The organism is Pseudomonas sp. MDT1-16 (assembly GCF_054898115.1).
In genome coordinates this window covers 1,135,229-1,152,240 of record NZ_CM142717.1, presented here as the reverse complement: position 1 = coordinate 1,152,240, position 17,012 = coordinate 1,135,229, and the positions used below count along the sequence as shown (strand labels likewise).

At 57.7% G+C, this 17,012-nt stretch carries 14 protein-coding genes and 2 tRNA genes; 1 reads left to right on the top strand and 15 read right to left on the bottom strand.

Features of this window, described 5'->3' with window-relative positions; genetic code table 11:
• Positions 1–29: 29 nt before the first annotated feature.
• The 11 genes from infB to rlmE form a co-directional block, all read right to left on the bottom strand.
• The gene (infB, locus tag ACYZT3_RS05105; RefSeq protein WP_282374985.1) at positions 30–2,555 is read right to left on the bottom strand and encodes a translation initiation factor IF-2; all 2,526 of its coding nucleotides are present in this window, start codon (positions 2,553–2,555) and stop codon (positions 30–32) included.
• A gap of 27 nt (positions 2,556–2,582) precedes the next feature.
• Complete coding sequence (nusA, locus tag ACYZT3_RS05100; protein ID WP_008024459.1) at positions 2,583–4,064, bottom strand: transcription termination factor NusA; 1,482 nt, start codon at positions 4,062–4,064, stop codon at positions 2,583–2,585.
• 47 nt (positions 4,065–4,111) lie between these two features.
• Positions 4,112–4,570, bottom strand: a complete 459-nt coding sequence (rimP, locus tag ACYZT3_RS05095) for a ribosome maturation factor RimP (RefSeq protein ID WP_282375324.1) — start codon at positions 4,568–4,570, stop codon at positions 4,112–4,114.
• 138 nt (positions 4,571–4,708) lie between these two features.
• Positions 4,709–4,785 (bottom strand) — tRNA-Met (locus tag ACYZT3_RS05090).
• Positions 4,786–4,881: 96 nt separating this feature from the next.
• A tRNA-Leu gene (locus ACYZT3_RS05085) sits at positions 4,882–4,967 on the bottom strand.
• A gap of 22 nt (positions 4,968–4,989) precedes the next feature.
• Positions 4,990–5,373: a preprotein translocase subunit SecG gene (gene secG, locus ACYZT3_RS05080; protein WP_017336473.1), complete on the bottom strand. Its 384-nt coding sequence runs from the start codon at positions 5,371–5,373 to the stop codon at positions 4,990–4,992.
• Between the two features lie 4 nt (positions 5,374–5,377).
• Positions 5,378–6,133 carry a triose-phosphate isomerase gene (gene tpiA, locus ACYZT3_RS05075; protein ID WP_282374981.1) on the bottom strand — a complete coding sequence of 252 codons (756 nt, stop codon included), beginning with the start codon at positions 6,131–6,133 and terminating at the stop codon, positions 5,378–5,380.
• A 66-nt stretch (positions 6,134–6,199) separates the two neighbouring features.
• Positions 6,200–7,537, bottom strand: a complete 1,338-nt coding sequence (glmM, locus tag ACYZT3_RS05070) for a phosphoglucosamine mutase (protein ID WP_282374979.1) — start codon at positions 7,535–7,537, stop codon at positions 6,200–6,202.
• A 14-nt stretch (positions 7,538–7,551) separates the two neighbouring features.
• Positions 7,552–8,403, bottom strand: coding sequence for a dihydropteroate synthase (gene folP, locus ACYZT3_RS05065; protein WP_462031637.1), 852 nt, complete (start codon positions 8,401–8,403; stop codon positions 7,552–7,554).
• Between the two features lie 8 nt (positions 8,404–8,411).
• Complete coding sequence (ftsH, locus tag ACYZT3_RS05060) at positions 8,412–10,322, bottom strand: ATP-dependent zinc metalloprotease FtsH (protein WP_462031636.1); 1,911 nt, start codon at positions 10,320–10,322, stop codon at positions 8,412–8,414.
• A 200-nt stretch (positions 10,323–10,522) separates the two neighbouring features.
• Complete coding sequence (rlmE, locus tag ACYZT3_RS05055) at positions 10,523–11,155, bottom strand: 23S rRNA (uridine(2552)-2'-O)-methyltransferase RlmE (protein WP_282374971.1); 633 nt, start codon at positions 11,153–11,155, stop codon at positions 10,523–10,525.
• Positions 11,156–11,260: 105 nt separating this feature from the next.
• Here rlmE and ACYZT3_RS05050 point away from each other — a divergent pair, with 105 nt between their 5' ends.
• Positions 11,261–11,569 (top strand): YhbY family RNA-binding protein, encoded by a 309-nt coding sequence (locus ACYZT3_RS05050; RefSeq protein WP_282374969.1) that lies wholly within the window; start codon positions 11,261–11,263, stop codon positions 11,567–11,569.
• Between the two features lie 9 nt (positions 11,570–11,578).
• On the opposite strand, the gene ACYZT3_RS05045 is transcribed toward ACYZT3_RS05050, so the two are convergent.
• From ACYZT3_RS05045 to carA, 4 genes are all read right to left on the bottom strand, one after another.
• Entirely contained in the window at positions 11,579–11,983 is a 405-nt protein-coding gene (locus ACYZT3_RS05045; protein ID WP_462031635.1) for an MFS transporter, read from the bottom strand.
• A 28-nt stretch (positions 11,984–12,011) separates the two neighbouring features.
• Positions 12,012–12,488 carry a transcription elongation factor GreA gene (gene greA / locus ACYZT3_RS05040; protein ID WP_282374966.1) on the bottom strand — a complete coding sequence of 159 codons (477 nt, stop codon included), beginning with the start codon at positions 12,486–12,488 and terminating at the stop codon, positions 12,012–12,014.
• Positions 12,485–15,706: a carbamoyl-phosphate synthase large subunit gene (gene carB / locus ACYZT3_RS05035; RefSeq protein WP_282374964.1), complete on the bottom strand. Its 3,222-nt coding sequence runs from the start codon at positions 15,704–15,706 to the stop codon at positions 12,485–12,487. The genes greA and carB overlap by 4 nt, the downstream gene beginning before the upstream one ends.
• A gap of 117 nt (positions 15,707–15,823) precedes the next feature.
• Positions 15,824–16,960 (bottom strand): glutamine-hydrolyzing carbamoyl-phosphate synthase small subunit, encoded by a 1,137-nt coding sequence (gene carA / locus ACYZT3_RS05030; protein ID WP_462031634.1) that lies wholly within the window; start codon positions 16,958–16,960, stop codon positions 15,824–15,826.
• Between the last annotated feature and the right edge of the window lie 52 nt (positions 16,961–17,012).

Here is a 17,012-nt window from a genome sequence, read left to right as displayed (position 1 = left end):
GGCTCATCGTGGCCCTTGAAGTGCGCGAGTTAGAGGCTGCGAGCAACCTGAACCTTCTCGAAGACTTCGATCTTGTCGCCGACTTTAACGTCGTTGTAACTCTTCACGCCGATACCGCATTCCATGCCGGCACGTACTTCGGAAGCGTCATCCTTGAAGCGGCGCAGGGATTCCAGCTCGCCTTCGAAGATAACGATGTCTTCACGCAGTACACGGATTGGACGGTTACGGTGAACAACACCTTCGATAACCATGCAACCGGCGATCGCGCCAAACTTCGGCGAACGGAACACGTCACGCACTTCAGCGGTACCCAGGATGTTCTCGCGAACATCGCTGCCCAACATACCGGTAAGGGCTTTTTTGACGTCTTCGATGATGTCGTAGATCACGTTGTAGTAACGCATATCCAGACCTTCCTGCTCGACGATCTTGCGAGCGCCAGCATCGGCACGCACGTTGAAGCCAAACAGTACAGCGCTGGAGGCCAGTGCCAGGTTGGCGTCGGATTCGGTGATACCACCGACACCGCCACCGACAACACGCACTTGCACTTCGTCGTTACCCAGGCCGTTCAAGGCACCGTTCAACGCTTCCAGCGAACCACGGACGTCGGATTTGAGGACGATGTTGAGCGTCTTCTTCTCTTCCTGACCCATGTTCTCGAAGATGTTTTCAAGCTTGCCGGCGTGAGCACGGGCCAGTTTGACTTCGCGGTACTTGCCTTGACGGAACAGAGCCACTTCACGGGCTTTCTTCTCGTCACCAATAACGCTCATCTCGTCGCCAGCGTCCGGGGTACCGTCCAGGCCGAGGATCTCGACAGGGATGGAAGGACCGGCTTCCTTGATTGGCTTGCCGTTCTCGTCGAGCATGGCGCGAACGCGGCCATAGTTCGAACCGACCAGCACCATGTCGCCTTGGCGCAGAGTACCGTCTTGAACCAGAACGGTAGCAACCGGGCCACGACCTTTGTCGAGACGCGATTCAACCACGACGCCACGGCCAGGAGCCGAAGGAGTCGCTTTCAGTTCCAGAACTTCAGCCTGCAGCAGAACAGCTTCGAGCAACTCGTCCACGCCAGTACCGACTTTCGCCGAAACCGATACGAACGGGGTGTCGCCGCCCCACTCTTCCGACGTCACGCCGTGAACCGACAGTTCGCTACGGATGCGATCGAGATCGGCGCCCGGCTTGTCGATTTTGTTCACTGCAACAACCAGCGGAACACCGGCAGCCTTGGCGTGCTGGACCGCTTCAATGGTCTGCGGCATTACGCCGTCGTCCGCTGCAACGACCAGGATCACGATGTCAGTCGCCTTGGCACCACGAGCACGCATTGCGGTAAACGCGGCGTGACCCGGGGTATCGAGGAAAGTGACCATGCCGCGATCAGTTTCAACGTGGTACGCACCGATGTGCTGAGTGATACCGCCGGCTTCGCCAGCAGCTACCTTGGCACGACGGATGTAGTCGAGCAGAGAGGTCTTACCGTGGTCAACGTGGCCCATTACGGTCACAACCGGTGCACGGGAGAACGATTCACCTTCAAACTTCAGGGACTCGGCCAGGGAATCTTCCAGGGCTGTGTCGCTGACCAGGGTCACTTTGTGGCCCAGCTCTTCGGCAACCAGCTGGGCAGTTTCCTGATCCAATACCTGGTTGATGGTCGCTGGAGTACCCAGTTTGAACATGAACTTGATGATTTCAGCAGCCTTGACCGACATCTGCTGGGCAAGATCGCCAACAGTGATGGTCTCGCCGATCTTCACTTCGCGCACTACAGGGCCGGTTGGGCTCTGGAAACCGTGAGCGTTGCGTTTCTTCAGCTTGGCCTTGCCGCGACCACCACGACGGAAGCCATCGCTTTCTTCGTCGGTAGTACGTGGCGCAACACGTGGAGCAGGCGCTTTTTCCTTGACCGAAGCACGATGCGGAGCGTTTTTGCGCTCACCATCACCACTGCCACGACGATTGCTATCGTCGGCACGTGGTTTGTCCGGACGGCGCTGTTCGTTTTGCTTGCGAGCGTCGGCAGACGGTGCTGGTGCAGCGGCCACAACCGGTGCGCTTTGGCGTACTGGCTCGGCAACTGCAGCAGGTGCTGCAACGGCGTCGTTAGTAGCAGTTTGCGCAGCAGCAGGCTGGCGACGTGCTTCTTCTTCGGCGCGACGCTTGGCTTCTTCTTCAGCCTTCTGACGAGCAGCATTGTCTACTGCGCGACGTTCTTCCAGTTCGCGTTTGCGCTCGGCTTCGATTTCTTCCGGGCTGCGCTGTACGAAGACTTTCTTCTTGCGTACTTCAACGCTGATGCTTTTGCTGCCAGCAACACGCAGGGTGCTGGTGGTTTTGCGCTGCAGTGTAATCTTGCGCGGTTCTTCCACTTTCGCCTTGTGGCTGCTCTTCAAGTGAGTCAGCAAAGACTGCTTCTCACTATCGCTCACACCTTCATCGGCGGCGGTGTGCGGCAGACCTGCCTCACGCATCTGCTGCAACAGGCGCTCTACCGGTGTTTTGACCTCATCGGCCAGTTGTTTCACCGTGACTTGCGTCATGCACTTCTCTCCTCAGGCCGCGCCTAATTACTCGAACCAGTGGGCTCGGGCGGCCATGATCAACTTGCCGGCACGATCATCGTCAATGCCGTCGATGTCGAGCAGATCGTCAATAGACTGCTCGGCCAGGTCTTCGCGGGTAATTACGCCGCGCACCGCCAGTTCCATCGCCAAATCCTTGTCCATACCCTCAAGCGAGAGCAGGTCTTCGGCCGGATGGGCGTCTGCCAGCTTTTCCTCAGTAGCGATGGCTTTGGTCAACAAACGATCCTTGGCGCGAGCGCGAAGCTCGTTGACGGTTTCTTCGTCAAAGCCGTCGATGTTGAGCATTTCTTCCAACGGTACGTAGGCAATCTCTTCCAGGCTGGTGAAGCCTTCATCTACCAGCACCTGTGCCAGGTCTTCATCGACTTCGAGCTCGTCGATGAAGTTGCGCAGGATGTCGCCGGTTTCTGCTTGCTGCTTAGCCTGGATGTCCGATTCGGTCATCACGTTCAGGGTCCAGCCAGTCAACTGGCTAGCCAGACGCACGTTCTGACCACCGCGACCGATGGCCTGAGCCAGATTGTCTGCGCCAACGGCGATGTCCATTGCATGGGCATCTTCGTCAACGATAATTGCCGCCACTTCAGCCGGCGACATTGCATTGATCACGAACTGAGCCGGGTTGTCGTCCCACAGGACGATATCAACACGCTCACCGCCCAACTCACCCGACACTGCCTGGACGCGCGAACCGCGCATACCGATGCAAGCGCCTTGCGGGTCGATGCGTTTGTCCTTGGAGCGGACCGCGATCTTGGCGCGCGAACCCGGGTCACGGGACGCAGCCATTACTTCGATCAGGCCTTCAGCGATTTCCGGCACTTCGATGCGGAACAACTCGATCAGCATTTCCGGCGCGGTACGCGACAGGATCAGCTGCGGGCCGCGGTTCTCGGTGCGGATTTCCTTGAGCAGCGCACGCAGGCGCACGCCAACCCGGAAAGTTTCGCGAGAGATGATGTCTTCACGAGCCAGCAACGCTTCAGCGTTGTTGCCCAGGTCGACGATCACGTTGTCGCGGGTGACTTTCTTCACGGTGCCGGAGATGATTTCCCCCAGGCGCTCGCGATAGGCATCAACGACTTGAGCACGCTCGGCTTCGCGAACTTTCTGCACAATAACTTGCTTGGCAGTCTGTGCAGCGATGCGGCCGAACTCAATGGACTCGATCTTTTCTTCGACGACATCACCGACCTGAGCACCCGGATGCGTTTCTGCAACCTTGCTCGGCCAGGTCTCGATGGCCGGATCGTCCAGGTCTGCTTCTTCGACGACCGTCCAGCGACGGAATGTCTCGTAAGCACCCGTGTGGCGATTGATTTCCACACGCAGATCGACTTCGTCCTCGAACCGCTTTTTGGTAGCAGTGGCCAGAGCCAGCTCCAGCGCTTCAAAAATTACGTTTGCCGGTACGCCCTTTTCATTGGATACCGACTCAACAACCAGCAGTACTTCTTTGCTCATCGTACGCCTCGCCTTTCGCAAGCCATTGGATCCGCGGGATCCGCGTCTCAGTCAAAACTGGGAATAATGTTGGCCTTGTCGATCATATCGATCGGCAACAGGAACTCATGGTCTTCTACCTGCACCACGACGTCCTGCTCTTCTACACCGCGCAGAAGGCCCTGAAAGTTGCGTCGGCCTTCGAAAGGCGAGCGCAGCTTGATCTTCACTTGGTCACCGGCAAATTTTGCAAACTGCTCAATAGTGAACAGTGGGCGTTCCATGCCAGGCGAGGAAACCTCGAGGGTGTATTCAACGGCGATTGGATCTTCAACATCCAGGACACCGCTGATCTGACGGCTGACGATGGCACAATCGTCCACCAGCACGCCGCCCTCTTTATCAATATAAACGCGCAACATTGAGTGGCGACCTTGAGCCGAAAACTCAATACCCCAGCATTCATAGCCTAGGGCCACGACCACCGGGGCCAGCAAGGCCTGCAACTCTTCTAGCTTGCTCGACACCTGAACCCCCTCGTGCATGTATGTGCATGCTGTGCAAAATAAAAAAATGGGCGAAACGCCCATCCTTGAAACGCCGTCGAACAGCGGCGTTGAAAGTGTCCAGCTAACAAAAAGCCCCTTAAAAGGGGCTCCTGAAACTGGTTGCGGGGGCCGGATTTGAACCGACGACCTTCGGGTTATGAGCCCGACGAGCTACCAGACTGCTCCACCCCGCGACAAAGCTGGGGCGGAAGTATACGACCGATCCCTGACAGGGTCAATGTAACCTTCCACCTACAAGAAAGCCCGCAACAGCGGGCTCTCCTGATAATTGGTACCGAGAAGGGGACTCGAACCCCTACACCCTATGGGCACAACCACCTCAAGGTTGCGTGTCTACCAATTCCACCACCTCGGCAATACTACGCTTGAAACTCTTCTTACTTTTGCTCTTGAGCTGGAGGTACGTCAGTCGCTGGAGTAGCCGACTTTTGCTCTTGAAGCACCGGTACATCATCAGAAGCCGGTTGTTGCTTTGGAACTTCCAACACTGCCGGATTTGGCAAGCCTACTTGAGTCAGCTGGTGAGCCTTCTCTTTAGCAAAGTAACCTAACCCTAAGCTGGTTATGAAGAAACCGGCGGCAAGTATAGCAGTAAACTTACTAAGAAAGGTAGAGGAACCTTGGCTTCCGAACACAGTATTTGAAGCACCTGCTCCGAAAGACGCGCCAGCATCCGCACCTTTACCCTGCTGCAGCAATACCAGAGCAACTACGCCCAACGCACCCAGCAGATGAAAAACGACTACGACTGTTTCCAGCATTTTTTCAGTTTCCCGCGGCGCGACAAATCGCACCGAACTCATCTGCATTCAGGGAAGCTCCACCAATGAGCCCCCCATCGATATCCGGCATGCCGAACAGTTCGACCGCATTGGCCGCCTTCACGCTGCCGCCGTATAGAAGCCGCACACCTTGTGCGACTTCAGAATTCTCTGCCGCCAACTGATCACGGATGGCTGCGTGCACATCCTGCGCCTGTTGCGGCGAAGCAGTCAGCCCGGTGCCAATGGCCCAGACCGGCTCGTAAGCGATTACTGCCTTTGCAAAGACACCAACACCCAGCTCTTCTATAATACTGCCCAGCTGACGCCCGACAACCTCTAGAGTTTTACCGGCTTCACGCTGCTCAAGGGTTTCCCCTATGCACAACACCGGAATCAAGCCACATGCCTGTGCCGCTGCGAATTTGCGAATCAGCATTTCGTCTCGCTCGCCCATTACCTGGCGGCGCTCGGAGTGCCCGACAAGCACAAAGGAACAGCCTGCATCCACCAACTGACTCGGCGCAACTTCACCGGTCAGGGCACCTTGCATGGATTCCACCGCAGAGTTCTGCGCGCCGACCGAAATCGACTTTCCCTTCAACCCATCAATCACTTGATTGATATGCAAGCAAGGCGGGAATACCGCGACATCAACACCGCTTGGCAAGGCCAGATGACGAAGGCCATTGATCAGCTCAGCGACGCTGGCGCGGGTACCGTGCATCTTCCAGTTACCAGCTACCATAGGGCGACGCATGCTGTACCTCGTCGGTCAAAGTGGGCGCAGATGTTACCCAACACAATCATGGCTGGCAAGCCGAAATCAGGCAGAAACTTCAGTAACCAGTTTTGCCAGCTCTTCGGCGTAGCCGCGAACCTGTGTTTCGTCCTCGCCTTCGACCATGACCCGCACCAGCGGCTCCGTCCCGGACTTGCGCAACAGCACGCGCCCACGACCCGCCATAGCCTTGGTAACACGTTCGCCGGCCTCTTTGACCGAGGGATGATCAAGGGGGCTTGCACCACCGCCGAAACGCACGTTGATCAGCACTTGAGGGCATTTGCGCAATGCCTGACGGGCTTGAGCCAGACCTTCGGAGCGACGCTTCAGCGCCATCAGCACCTGCAGCGCAGCAATAATCGCGTCACCCGTCGTGGTGTGATTGAAGCAGACGATATGCCCCGAGTTTTCACCACCTACGAGCCAGTTGCGCTCCAACAGCTCAGCGATCACATATCGGTCACCGACATTGGCGCGCACAAAAGGAATCGCCAGATCCGCCAGGGCCAGTTCCAGCCCCAGGTTACTCATCAACGTCCCGACTACACCACCCTGCAACTTGCCGCGCTCATGCAGATCGCGAGCAATGATGAACAGCAACTCATCGCCGTCGACGACTGCGCCAGTGTGATCGACCATCTGGACTCGATCACCGTCACCATCAAAGGCAATACCCAAATCAGCATGTTCAGCCAATACAGCCGCTTGCAAAGGCTCCATATGGGTCGAACCGCAATTCTCATTGATGTTCAGGCCATTAGGATGAGCAGAAAGCACAACGACATCGGCCCCCAGCTCACGGAACACACTAGGCGCCACTTTATAGGTCGCACCGTGGGCGCAGTCGATCACGATCCTCAGCCCGGCAAAGCTGGTGCCGGTAGGAACGCTGCTCTTGCAGAATTCGATATAACGGCCCGAGGCATCGTTGATTCGCGATACCTTGCCGATCTTGCTCGACTCAACCACAGTCATCGGGGTGTCGAGCAGCTCTTCGATCATCAACTCGACTTCATCCGGAAGCTTGGTGCCCTTTCCGGAGAAAAATTTGATGCCGTTGTCATCGTGAGGGTTGTGCGAGGCACTGATCACGATGCCCGCTTCGGCATGGAAGGTACGCGTCAGATAGGCGATGGCCGGTGTCGGCATCGGACCCAGGAGCATGACATCGGCACCTGCCGACGTAAGCCCGGCCTCGAGCGCCGATTCGAACATATAGCCGGAGATCCGGGTGTCCTTGCCCACCAGTACCTTGCAGGCGCCCATTTTGCGGAACGCCATGCCTGCAGCCCAGCCGAGCTTAAGCATGAAGTCAGGAGTAATCGGGTACTCGCCGACTCGACCACGAATGCCGTCGGTGCCAAAGTATTTTTTAGTCATAAGTACTCCATCGTTTATTCGGCTGATTCCACTGCGGCGATCATCCGCACCACATCGACAGTTTCGGCCACATCATGGACGCGCAATATACGCGCCCCCTTGACCGAAGCCAGCGCCGCAAGCGCCAGACCACCATACAGACGCGCTCCAACCGGACGATTCAAGGCCTGACCTATCATGCTCTTTCGCGAAACCCCGACCAACAGGGGCCGCCCCAAGGCATGCAGGGCCTCCATATGTTTGAACAAGCTTAGATTGTGCTGCAAGGTTTTCGCGAAACCGAAACCCGGATCAAGAATGATCCGCTCAGCCGGGATCCCCACCGACGCACACTGTGCCATCCGTTCGGCGAGAAACTCGCCCACCGCTTTCGTGACGTCCTGATACTGCGGATTGTCCTGCATATCGCCCGGCTCACCAAGCATATGCATCAGACACACCGGCAGGCCCGTGGCCGCAGCCGCATCCAGAGCGCCATCGCGCCGCAACGAGCGCACGTCATTGATCAATCCAGCCCCAAGTCGTGCGGTTTCGCGCATGACGGCCGGCGTGGACGTATCGACCGAGATAATCACATCCAGCTCGCGATGAATTCGCTCAACGATGGGTGCTACGCGTTCCAGCTCTTCCAGCGGTGAAACCGCCCTGGCACCAGGCCGGGTCGATTCGCCACCGACGTCGATCAGGGTCGCGCCGGCCGCCACCATAGCCTCGGCATGGCGCAAGGCCGCATCGAGCTGGCTGTATAGGCCACCGTCAGAGAAGGAATCGGGAGTGACATTGAGAATGCCCATGACATGCGTCCGGGCCAAATCAAGAACCCGGTTGCCGCAAGGCAACCGGGTCGAGGACAGAACAGAAGTCATTTCAAACCTTAAACGTCAGCAGCCGGACCGCCGATAGGTGTCTCCGGACGCTCATCCTGCACCGTCGGAGGTGTTCCGGAGGTACCGGTGCTGTCTCCTGACCAGTCGCGAGGCTCGCGAGGTGTACGACCCGCCATGATGTCGTCGATCTGATCGGCATCGATCGTTTCGTACTTCATCAAGGCATCAGCCATTGCGTCGAGCTTGTCACGGTTATCCGTGAGGATCTGCTTGGCCGTGCCGTAGCACTGATCAATGATGCTGCGCACTTCGGAATCGATCAGCTTGGCTGTCTCACCGGAGAAGCTTGCACCCTGACCACCGCCGCGACCGAGGAACACTTCGCCCTCGTCTTCGGCGTACATCAACGGGCCGAGTTTTTCCGACAAGCCCCACTTGGTCACCATGTTCCGTGCAATCTGGCTGGCACGCATAATGTCGTTTGACGCACCGGTGGTGACGCCATCGAAGCCCAAGGTCATTTCTTCAGCAATACGGCCGCCGTACAACGAGCAGATCTGGCTGATCAATGCACGCTTGGACAGGCTGTAGCGATCTTCCTCCGGCAGGAACATCGTCACACCCAGCGCACGACCGCGCGGAATGATTGACACCTTGTAGACCGGATCATGCTCAGGCACCACGCGACCAACAATTGCGTGGCCTGCTTCGTGATAAGCGGTGTTCCGCTTCTCTTTCTCCGACATGACCATGGATTTGCGCTCGGCGCCCATCATGATCTTGTCTTTGGCCAGCTCGAACTCTTTCATTTCGACGATGCGCTTGCCGGTGCGGGCTGCGAACAACGACGCCTCGTTCACCAGGTTGGCCAGGTCGGCACCGGAGAAACCAGGAGTACCACGAGCGATCACGGCCGGAGCGACGTCGTCACCCATTGGCACTTTTCGCATGTGAACTTTGAGAATCTGCTCGCGACCACGGATATCCGGCAGACCGACGACAACCTGACGGTCGAAACGGCCCGGACGCAGCAACGCAGGGTCCAGTACGTCCGGACGGTTGGTCGCAGCGATGACGATGATGCCGTCATTCATTTCGAAGCCGTCCATCTCTACCAGCAACTGGTTGAGAGTCTGCTCGCGCTCGTCGTGACCGCCACCCATGCCGGCGCCACGGTGGCGACCGACGGCGTCGATTTCATCGATGAAGATGATGCATGGAGCGTGTTTCTTGGCCTGTTCAAACATGTCGCGAACACGGCTGGCACCGACACCGACGAACATTTCAACGAAATCGGAACCGGAAATGGTGAAGAACGGCACTTTGGCTTCGCCGGCAATCGCCTTGGCAATCAAGGTTTTACCTGTACCAGGAGGACCAACCATCAGCACGCCGCGTGGAATGCGACCACCCAGGCGCTGGAACTTGCCCGGATCACGCAGGAATTCGACCAGCTCACCGACTTCCTCCTTGGCTTCGTCGCAACCGGCAACGTCACCCAAGGTGGTTTTCACCTGATCTTCGGAGAGCAGGCGCGCCTTGCTCTTGCCGAAGCTCATCGGCCCGCCCTTGCCACCTGCACCGCCCTGCATCTGCCGCATGAAAAACATGAATACGGCAATGATCACCAGGATCGGGAAGCTTGCGACCAGGAGTTGAGTCCAGATGCTTTGCTGCTCAGGCTGCTTACCTTCGACCACAACGTGGTTATCCACGAGGTCGCCGATCAGACCGTTGTCCTGGATTGCAGGACGAATGGTCTTGAAGCTGTCGCCATCGTTGCGTTTGCCGGTAATCACATAGCCGTCAACTGCTACACGCTCGACCTTGCCATCCTTGACCTGCTGGATGAAGTCGGAATAGTTGAGGGTCTGCGGCTCGTTAGGGCTGGAGAAGTTGTTCATCACTGTCACCAGGACAGCCGCGATGATCAACCACAGGATCAGATTCTTTGCCATATCGTTCAATTAACTACCCTCTGAAGCAAGCTCCGCTAATGGCGCGCGCTTCGCATGATATTCACCGGCCTAACTTACTACATTACCTACGGCTCTGGCAGGCGCCGTCTGTAACCCTTTGTGAAACACTTTCTACACACTATTCGCTAATGCTCACGGGGCGAAATACTAAAAACCTATCACCCCGGTCGAAAAACCTCTTATTCCTCGCTGCGACCGCGGAAACCACGAGCCAGCAGGTACTGCTCACGAGAGCGATCGCGCGACGATTTAGGCTTGCGCGTCGTGACCTTCTCGAATTGCTGGCGAACGCTTTTGTGGTATTCGTCGAAACCTTCACCCTGGAAAACCTTGATCAAGAAATCACCACCGGGCTTCAACACCCGAGTCGCCAGATCCAGCGCCAACTCGCACAGGAACATCGATCGCGGCATATCAACAGACGCCAATCCACTCATATTGGGGGCCATATCGGAAATCACAAGGTCTACCTCGTTTTTTCCGACAGCTTCGAGAATCTGCGCCAGCACGGCGTCCTCGGTGAAGTCGCCCTGAATGAAGGTCACATCAGGGATGCTGTCCATTTCAAGGATGTCGGAAGCAATCAGCGTACCTTGCCCACCAATCAGACGACTGGTCACCTGGGACCAGCCACCCGGGGCGGCGCCCAGGTCGATCACGCTCATGCCTGGACGGATCAAACGGTCTCGGTCCTGGATCTCCAGCAGTTTGTAGCTGGCACGGGAGCGGTACCCATCTTTTTGCGCCATTTTGACGAATGGGTCGTTGAAATGCTCTTGCAGCCACTTAAGGCTTGTCTTGGAACGGGCCACGGGCCACCTCGAAAATAAAACGGGTCGTGATTAACTGGGCGGTCCCGGACTCGCTCGGGTAAACTGGCCGCCGCTTTTTACAAGATCAGACGCGGGGGTCAGATTATGCCGCTCACTCAAGAGCAGAAGAAACAGTACAAATCCATTGGCCACCATCTGAAACCAGTTTTGACTGTGGCTGACAACGGTTTGACTGAAGGTGTGTTAGCCGAACTTGAACGCGCTTTGGCGGATCACGAGCTGATCAAAATCAAGCTCAACATCCTCGATCGCGAATCCCGCCTGGCGACCATTGCAGAACTCTGCAAGGTCGGCAAAGGGGATCTGGTTCAAGTCATCGGCAAGATGGCACTGATTTACCGCAAGAACTTCAGCGTCAACAAGCAGCTGTCGAACGTCCATCGCTTCAAGTGATGGCAAGGGTCAAGGGTGTGCTTCGCGCACCCTGCCACTCCATCCAGGCACCGGCTGCAACACCAGCACCAGCCCGGAAAAGCCCAGAACAAGATAGCTGAACACCTGCCAACGCACCGCGTCCGGCCAGCCGATACGCACCGCGACATACATCGCACACGCATACAGCGCCATCATCAGCAGTTGCCCGCGAATATCGCGCCATAGACTGGCAAGGCCCTCGGCCTGAATCAGCACCAAAGCCTGAAAAATCACACATGCTGTGGCGAAACCCACCATCAGCGCATTCAACATGCCTGCAATTTCGTCGATCAGCAGCGGCGCCAGACCTATCTGGCCCAGCACCGGCAGCAGACCGATGTGTAACAGCCACAGGCCGCCAACCCACAACATCTGAGTCAGTTGCCAAAGCATGGCGCCCGCACGGAGCGGGCGCCTTCTTTCAGAGGTGGCGGACTTCGACAATCTCGTACTCGATAACGCCACCCGGTGTTTTCACGGCAACCACGTCACCCTCTTCCTTGGCAATCAAGGCGCGGGACAGTGGTGAACCGACCGAAATCTTGCCAAGTTTGAAGTCAGCTTCATCCTCACCCACGATGTGGTAAGTGACGCGCTCATCCGTCTCGACGTTGGCGATTTCAACGGTGGTGCCGAAGATCACTTTGCCGGTATGAGGAATGGTCGTGACATCAATAATCACCGCGTTCTGCATGCGGCCTTCGATGTCGCGGATCCGAGCCTCGACCATACCCTGCTGCTCGCGAGCAGCGTGGTATTCGGCGTTTTCCTTCAAGTCACCCAACTCGCGGGCCGTGCCGATGTCCTGGCTAAGCTTCGGACGGACGACTTTGGTCAGGTGAGCGTGTTCTTCTTCCAGGGCTTTCGCGCCCTGGACGGTCATTGGGTACTTGATCATGCCTTCAATCCTGCGTGTAGATCCTGCAAGCGGCGCACGGTCTTCTCGGGACCGAACTTCAGCGCTTCGCAGATGGCTTCGCCAGCAGCAATGGTGGTGGTGCAGTAGATCTTGTGCTGCAAGGCATTACGACGAATGGAGTACGAATCAGCGATCGACTGACGACCTTCGGTGGTGTTGATGATCAGGGTGACTTCGTCATTCTTGATCATGTCGACCACGTGCGGACGACCTTCGGTCACCTTGTTCACACGACGCACTTTCAGGCCTGCGGCTTCGATCAGCTTGGCAGTACCGGCTGTGGCGACCACTTCGAAGCCCAAGTTGATCAGATCACGGGCCACCCCTGCAACCAGTGGCTTGTCGTCGTCACGCACGCTGATGAACGCGGTACCGCCAGTCGGCAGCACTTCGCTGGCGCCCATTTGGGCTTTGGCAAACGCCTCACCGAAGGTGTCGCCCACGCCCATCACTTCACCGGTGGACTTCATCTCCGGGCCCAGGATCGGGTCCACACCAGGGAACTTGGCGAATGGGAATACCGCCTCTTTCACGCTGTAGAAGTTCGGAATGATTTCTTTGGTAAAGCCGATTTCCTTCAGCGTTTTACCTGCCATGACGCGAGCCGCGATCATCGCCAGGGAAACGCCGATGCACTTGGACACGAAAGGTACGGTACGGGAAGCGCGCGGGTTGACTTCGATGACGTAGATGTCTTCGCCTTGCAGCGCCAACTGAACGTTCATCAGGCCGACAACGCCCAGCTCCAGGGCCATTTTCTTGACCTGTTCGCGCATCTCGTCCTGGATGTGTGCAGGCAGCGAGTACGGCGGCAGGGAGCATGCGGAGTCACCGGAGTGAACACCGGCCTGCTCGATGTGCTGCATGATCGCGCCGATCACCACGTCGGTGCCGTCGCAAACTGCATCCACGTCCATTTCGATGGCGCAGTTGAGGAAGTGGTCGAGCAGCACCGGGCTGTCGTTGGACACTTTCACCGCATCACGCAGGTAGCGCTTGAGTTCTTCTTCTTCGTAGACGATTTCCATCGCGCGACCGCCCAATACGTAGGACGGACGAACCACCAGCGGGTAACCGATTTTCGCGGCGGCACGAATCGCTTCGTCTTCGCTGCGCACGGTGGCGTTTGGCGGCTGGCGCAGGTTCAGGCGCTCAACCATCTGCTGGAAACGCTCACGGTCTTCGGCACGGTCGATGGCGTCAGGGCTGGTGCCGATGATCGGCACGCCAGCTTCTTCCAGAGCACGAGCCAGTTTCAACGGGGTCTGGCCGCCGTACTGGACGATCACGCCTTTCGGCTTCTCGACGCGGACGATTTCCAGCACGTCTTCCAGGGTTACTGGTTCGAAGTACAGGCGATCGGAGGTGTCGTAGTCGGTGGAAACGGTTTCCGGGTTGCAGTTGACCATGATGGTCTCGTAACCATCGGCGCGCAGGGCCAGCGCCGCGTGTACGCAGCAGTAGTCGAACTCGATGCCTTGACCGATACGGTTAGGACCGCCGCCGAGGATCATGATCTTGTCGCGGCCCGACGGTGCGGCTTCGCATTCTTCCTCGTAAGTCGAGTAGAGGTAGGCGGTGTCGGTGGCGAACTCGGCTGCACAGGTGTCAACGCGCTTGTAGACCGGGAAGATTTCCAGCTTGTGACGATGGCGACGCAAGTTTTTCTCGGTCACGCCCAGCAGCTTGGCCAGACGCATGTCCGAGAAGCCTTTACGCTTGAGCTTAAACATCATGTCGCGGTCGATGCTGGCCAGACCCAAGGTCTTGACCTTCTCTTCTTCCTTGACCAGATCTTCGATCTGCACCAGGAACCACGGGTCGATCATGTTCATGCCGAAGATGTCTTCGACCGACAGGCCGGCGCGGAAAGCGTCAGCCACGTACCAGATACGCTCGGCGCCCGGCACGGTCAGTTCGCGCTTGAGCACGCTCATGCTTTCCGGGTTGCTCAGGTCAAGCTTCTCGTCCAGGCCGCAAACGCCCACTTCCAGCCCGCGAAGGGCTTTCTGCAGAGATTCCTGGAAGGTCCGGCCGATGGCCATGACTTCACCCACCGACTTCATTTGAGTGGTGAGGCGTGCGTCGGCTTTCGGGAATTTCTCGAAGGCGAAGCGTGGCAGCTTGGTAACGACGTAGTCGATGGACGGCTCGAAGGACGCCGGGGTCTTGCCGCCGGTGATTTCGTTCTGCAGTTCGTCGAGGGTGTAGCCGATTGCCAGTTTGGCCGCGACCCGGGCGATCGGGAAGCCGGTGGCCTTGGAGGCCAGTGCCGAGGAACGAGATACCCGCGGGTTCATCTCGATCACAACCATGCGACCGGTGTCCGGGCAAATACCGAACTGCACGTTCGAACCGCCGGTTTCCACGCCGATCTCACGCAGTACCGCCAAGGAGGCGTTACGCATGATCTGATATTCTTTGTCGGTCAGGGTCTGAGCCGGTGCAACAGTGATCGAGTCACCGGTGTGCACACCCATCGGGTCAAAGTTTTCGATGGAGCAGACGATGATGCAGTTGTCCTTCTTATCGCGGACAACCTCCATCTCGTACTCTTTCCAGCCGATCAGGGATTCGTCGATCAGCAGCTCTTTGGTCGGCGACAGGTCCAGACCGCGGGCGCAGATTTCTTCGAACTCTTCACGGTTGTAAGCGATACCGCCACCGGTGCCGCCCATGGTGAAGGACGGACGGATGATGCACGGGAAGCCGAGCTTCTCAAGCACCACGTTGGCCTCTTCCATGCTGTGAGCGATACCCGAGCGCGGGCAGTCCAGACCGATGGATTTCATCGCCTTGTCAAAGCGCGAACGATCTTCAGCCTTGTCGATGGTGTCAGCGTTGGCGCCGATCATCTCTACGCCGAACTTCTCCAGAATACCTTCGCGCTCCAGGTCCAGAGCGCAGTTCAGAGCGGTCTGGCCACCCATGGTCGGCAGCAGCGCGTCCGGACGCTCTTTCTCGATGATCTTGGCAACGGTCTGCCATTTGATCGGCTCGATGTACGTGGCGTCAGCCATGTCCGGGTCGGTCATGATGGTCGCTGGGTTGGAGTTCACCAGGATGACGCGGTAACCCTCCTCGCGCAGGGCTTTACAGGCCTGGGCGCCGGAGTAGTCGAACTCGCAGGCCTGGCCGATCACGATCGGGCCAGCGCCGAGAATCAGGATGCTTTTAATATCTGTACGTTTTGGCATGGGTTTGTCACTCAAATCCGCAGGTCAGTCGGCAAGCCGTCTTGTTCAATCTTTGAAGCCTTGAGGGGGCCGCCACTTCGGGACCGCCCTCACGCTTTGCTACATCAAGGCGAGCGATTAGCGTCGCTTGGCCATCTCATTGATGAAGCGATCAAACAGTGGTGCTACGTCGTTCGGGCCAGGGCTGGCTTCAGGGTGACCCTGGAAGCTGAAGGCGCTCTTGTCGGTACGCTCGATCCCTTGCAGGGTGCCGTCGAACAGCGATTTGTGAATCGCGCGAACGTTGGCTGGCAGGGTGGCTTCGTCTACCGCAAAACCGTGGTTCTGGCTGGTGATCATCACAACGCCGGTGTCCAGATCCTGAACCGGGTGGTTGGCACCGTGGTGGCCGTGACCCATTTTCAGGGTCTTGGCGCCGGAGGCCAGAGCCAGCAGCTGGTGACCGAGGCAGATGCCGAAGACCGGAATCTCGGTCTCCAGCACGTCCTTGATCGCCTGGATCGCGTAGTCGCAAGGCTCTGGATCACCAGGGCCGTTGGACAGGAACACGCCGTCCGGCTTCAGAGCCAGAACATCAGCGGCTGGCGTTTGAGCCGGCACCACGGTCACGCGGCAACCGCGCTCGACCAGCATGCGCAGGATGTTCAGCTTGACGCCGTAGTCGTAGGCAACCACGTGGTACGGCAGCTCGGAAGCGTCGATGGTCGCGTGGCTGTCGGTTTTCAGATCCCAGACAGTCGAGCGCCACTCGTATTTCTCTTTGGTGCTGACAACCTTCGCCAAGTCCATGCCTTTTAGGCCAGGGAAACCCTGAGCGGCGGCGATGGCGGCTTCTTCGGAAATGTTGTCCCCCGCCACGATGCAGCCGTTCTGTGCGCCTTTTTCACGCAGGATGCGTGTCAGGCGGCGAGTGTCGATACCGGCGATTGCCACAACATTGTTGGCTTTCAGGTAGTCGGACAGAGACATTGTGTTACGCCAGTTGCTCGCCACCAGTGGCAGGTCACGGATAACCAGGCCCGCGGACCAGACGCGATCGGACTCGGCGTCTTCCGGCGTGGTGCCGGTGTTGCCGATGTGCGGGTAAGTCAGGGTAACAATCTGTTGGGCGTAGGAAGGATCGGTAAGGATTTCCTGATAGCCGGTCATGGCGGTGTTGAACACCACCTCACCAACGGTTTGACCGTCGGCTCCAATGGCTTCGCCGCGAAAAATGCTGCCATCAGCAAGGGCGAGTATGGCTGGCTTAGTCAAGAAGACCTCCCGTAAATAAAGCCTGAAAGGGCGATCGCAGGTTGTAAAAAAG

Bases quoted from the DNA above. Each gene is read 5' to 3' on its own strand.
- ftsH (WP_462031636.1), bottom strand. From the start codon at position 10,322: ATGGCAAAGAATCTGATCCTGTGGTTGATCATCGCGGCTGTCCTGGTG.
- tpiA (WP_282374981.1), bottom strand. From the start codon at position 6,133: ATGCGTCGCCCTATGGTAGCTGGTAACTGGAAGATGCACGGTACCCGC.
- nusA (WP_008024459.1), bottom strand. From the start codon at position 4,064: ATGAGCAAAGAAGTACTGCTGGTTGTTGAGTCGGTATCCAATGAAAAG.
- ACYZT3_RS05045 (WP_462031635.1), bottom strand. From the start codon at position 11,983: ATGCTTTGGCAACTGACTCAGATGTTGTGGGTTGGCGGCCTGTGGCTG.
- folP (WP_462031637.1), bottom strand. From the start codon at position 8,403: ATGACTTCTGTTCTGTCCTCGACCCGGTTGCCTTGCGGCAACCGGGTT.
- greA (WP_282374966.1), bottom strand. From the start codon at position 12,488: ATGATCAAGTACCCAATGACCGTCCAGGGCGCGAAAGCCCTGGAAGAA.
- glmM (WP_282374979.1), bottom strand. From the start codon at position 7,537: ATGACTAAAAAATACTTTGGCACCGACGGCATTCGTGGTCGAGTCGGC.
- infB (WP_282374985.1), bottom strand. From the start codon at position 2,555: ATGACGCAAGTCACGGTGAAACAACTGGCCGATGAGGTCAAAACACCG.
- carB (WP_282374964.1), bottom strand. From the start codon at position 15,706: ATGCCAAAACGTACAGATATTAAAAGCATCCTGATTCTCGGCGCTGGC.
- secG (WP_017336473.1), bottom strand. From the start codon at position 5,373: ATGCTGGAAACAGTCGTAGTCGTTTTTCATCTGCTGGGTGCGTTGGGC.
- ACYZT3_RS05050 (WP_282374969.1), top strand. From the start codon at position 11,261: ATGCCGCTCACTCAAGAGCAGAAGAAACAGTACAAATCCATTGGCCAC.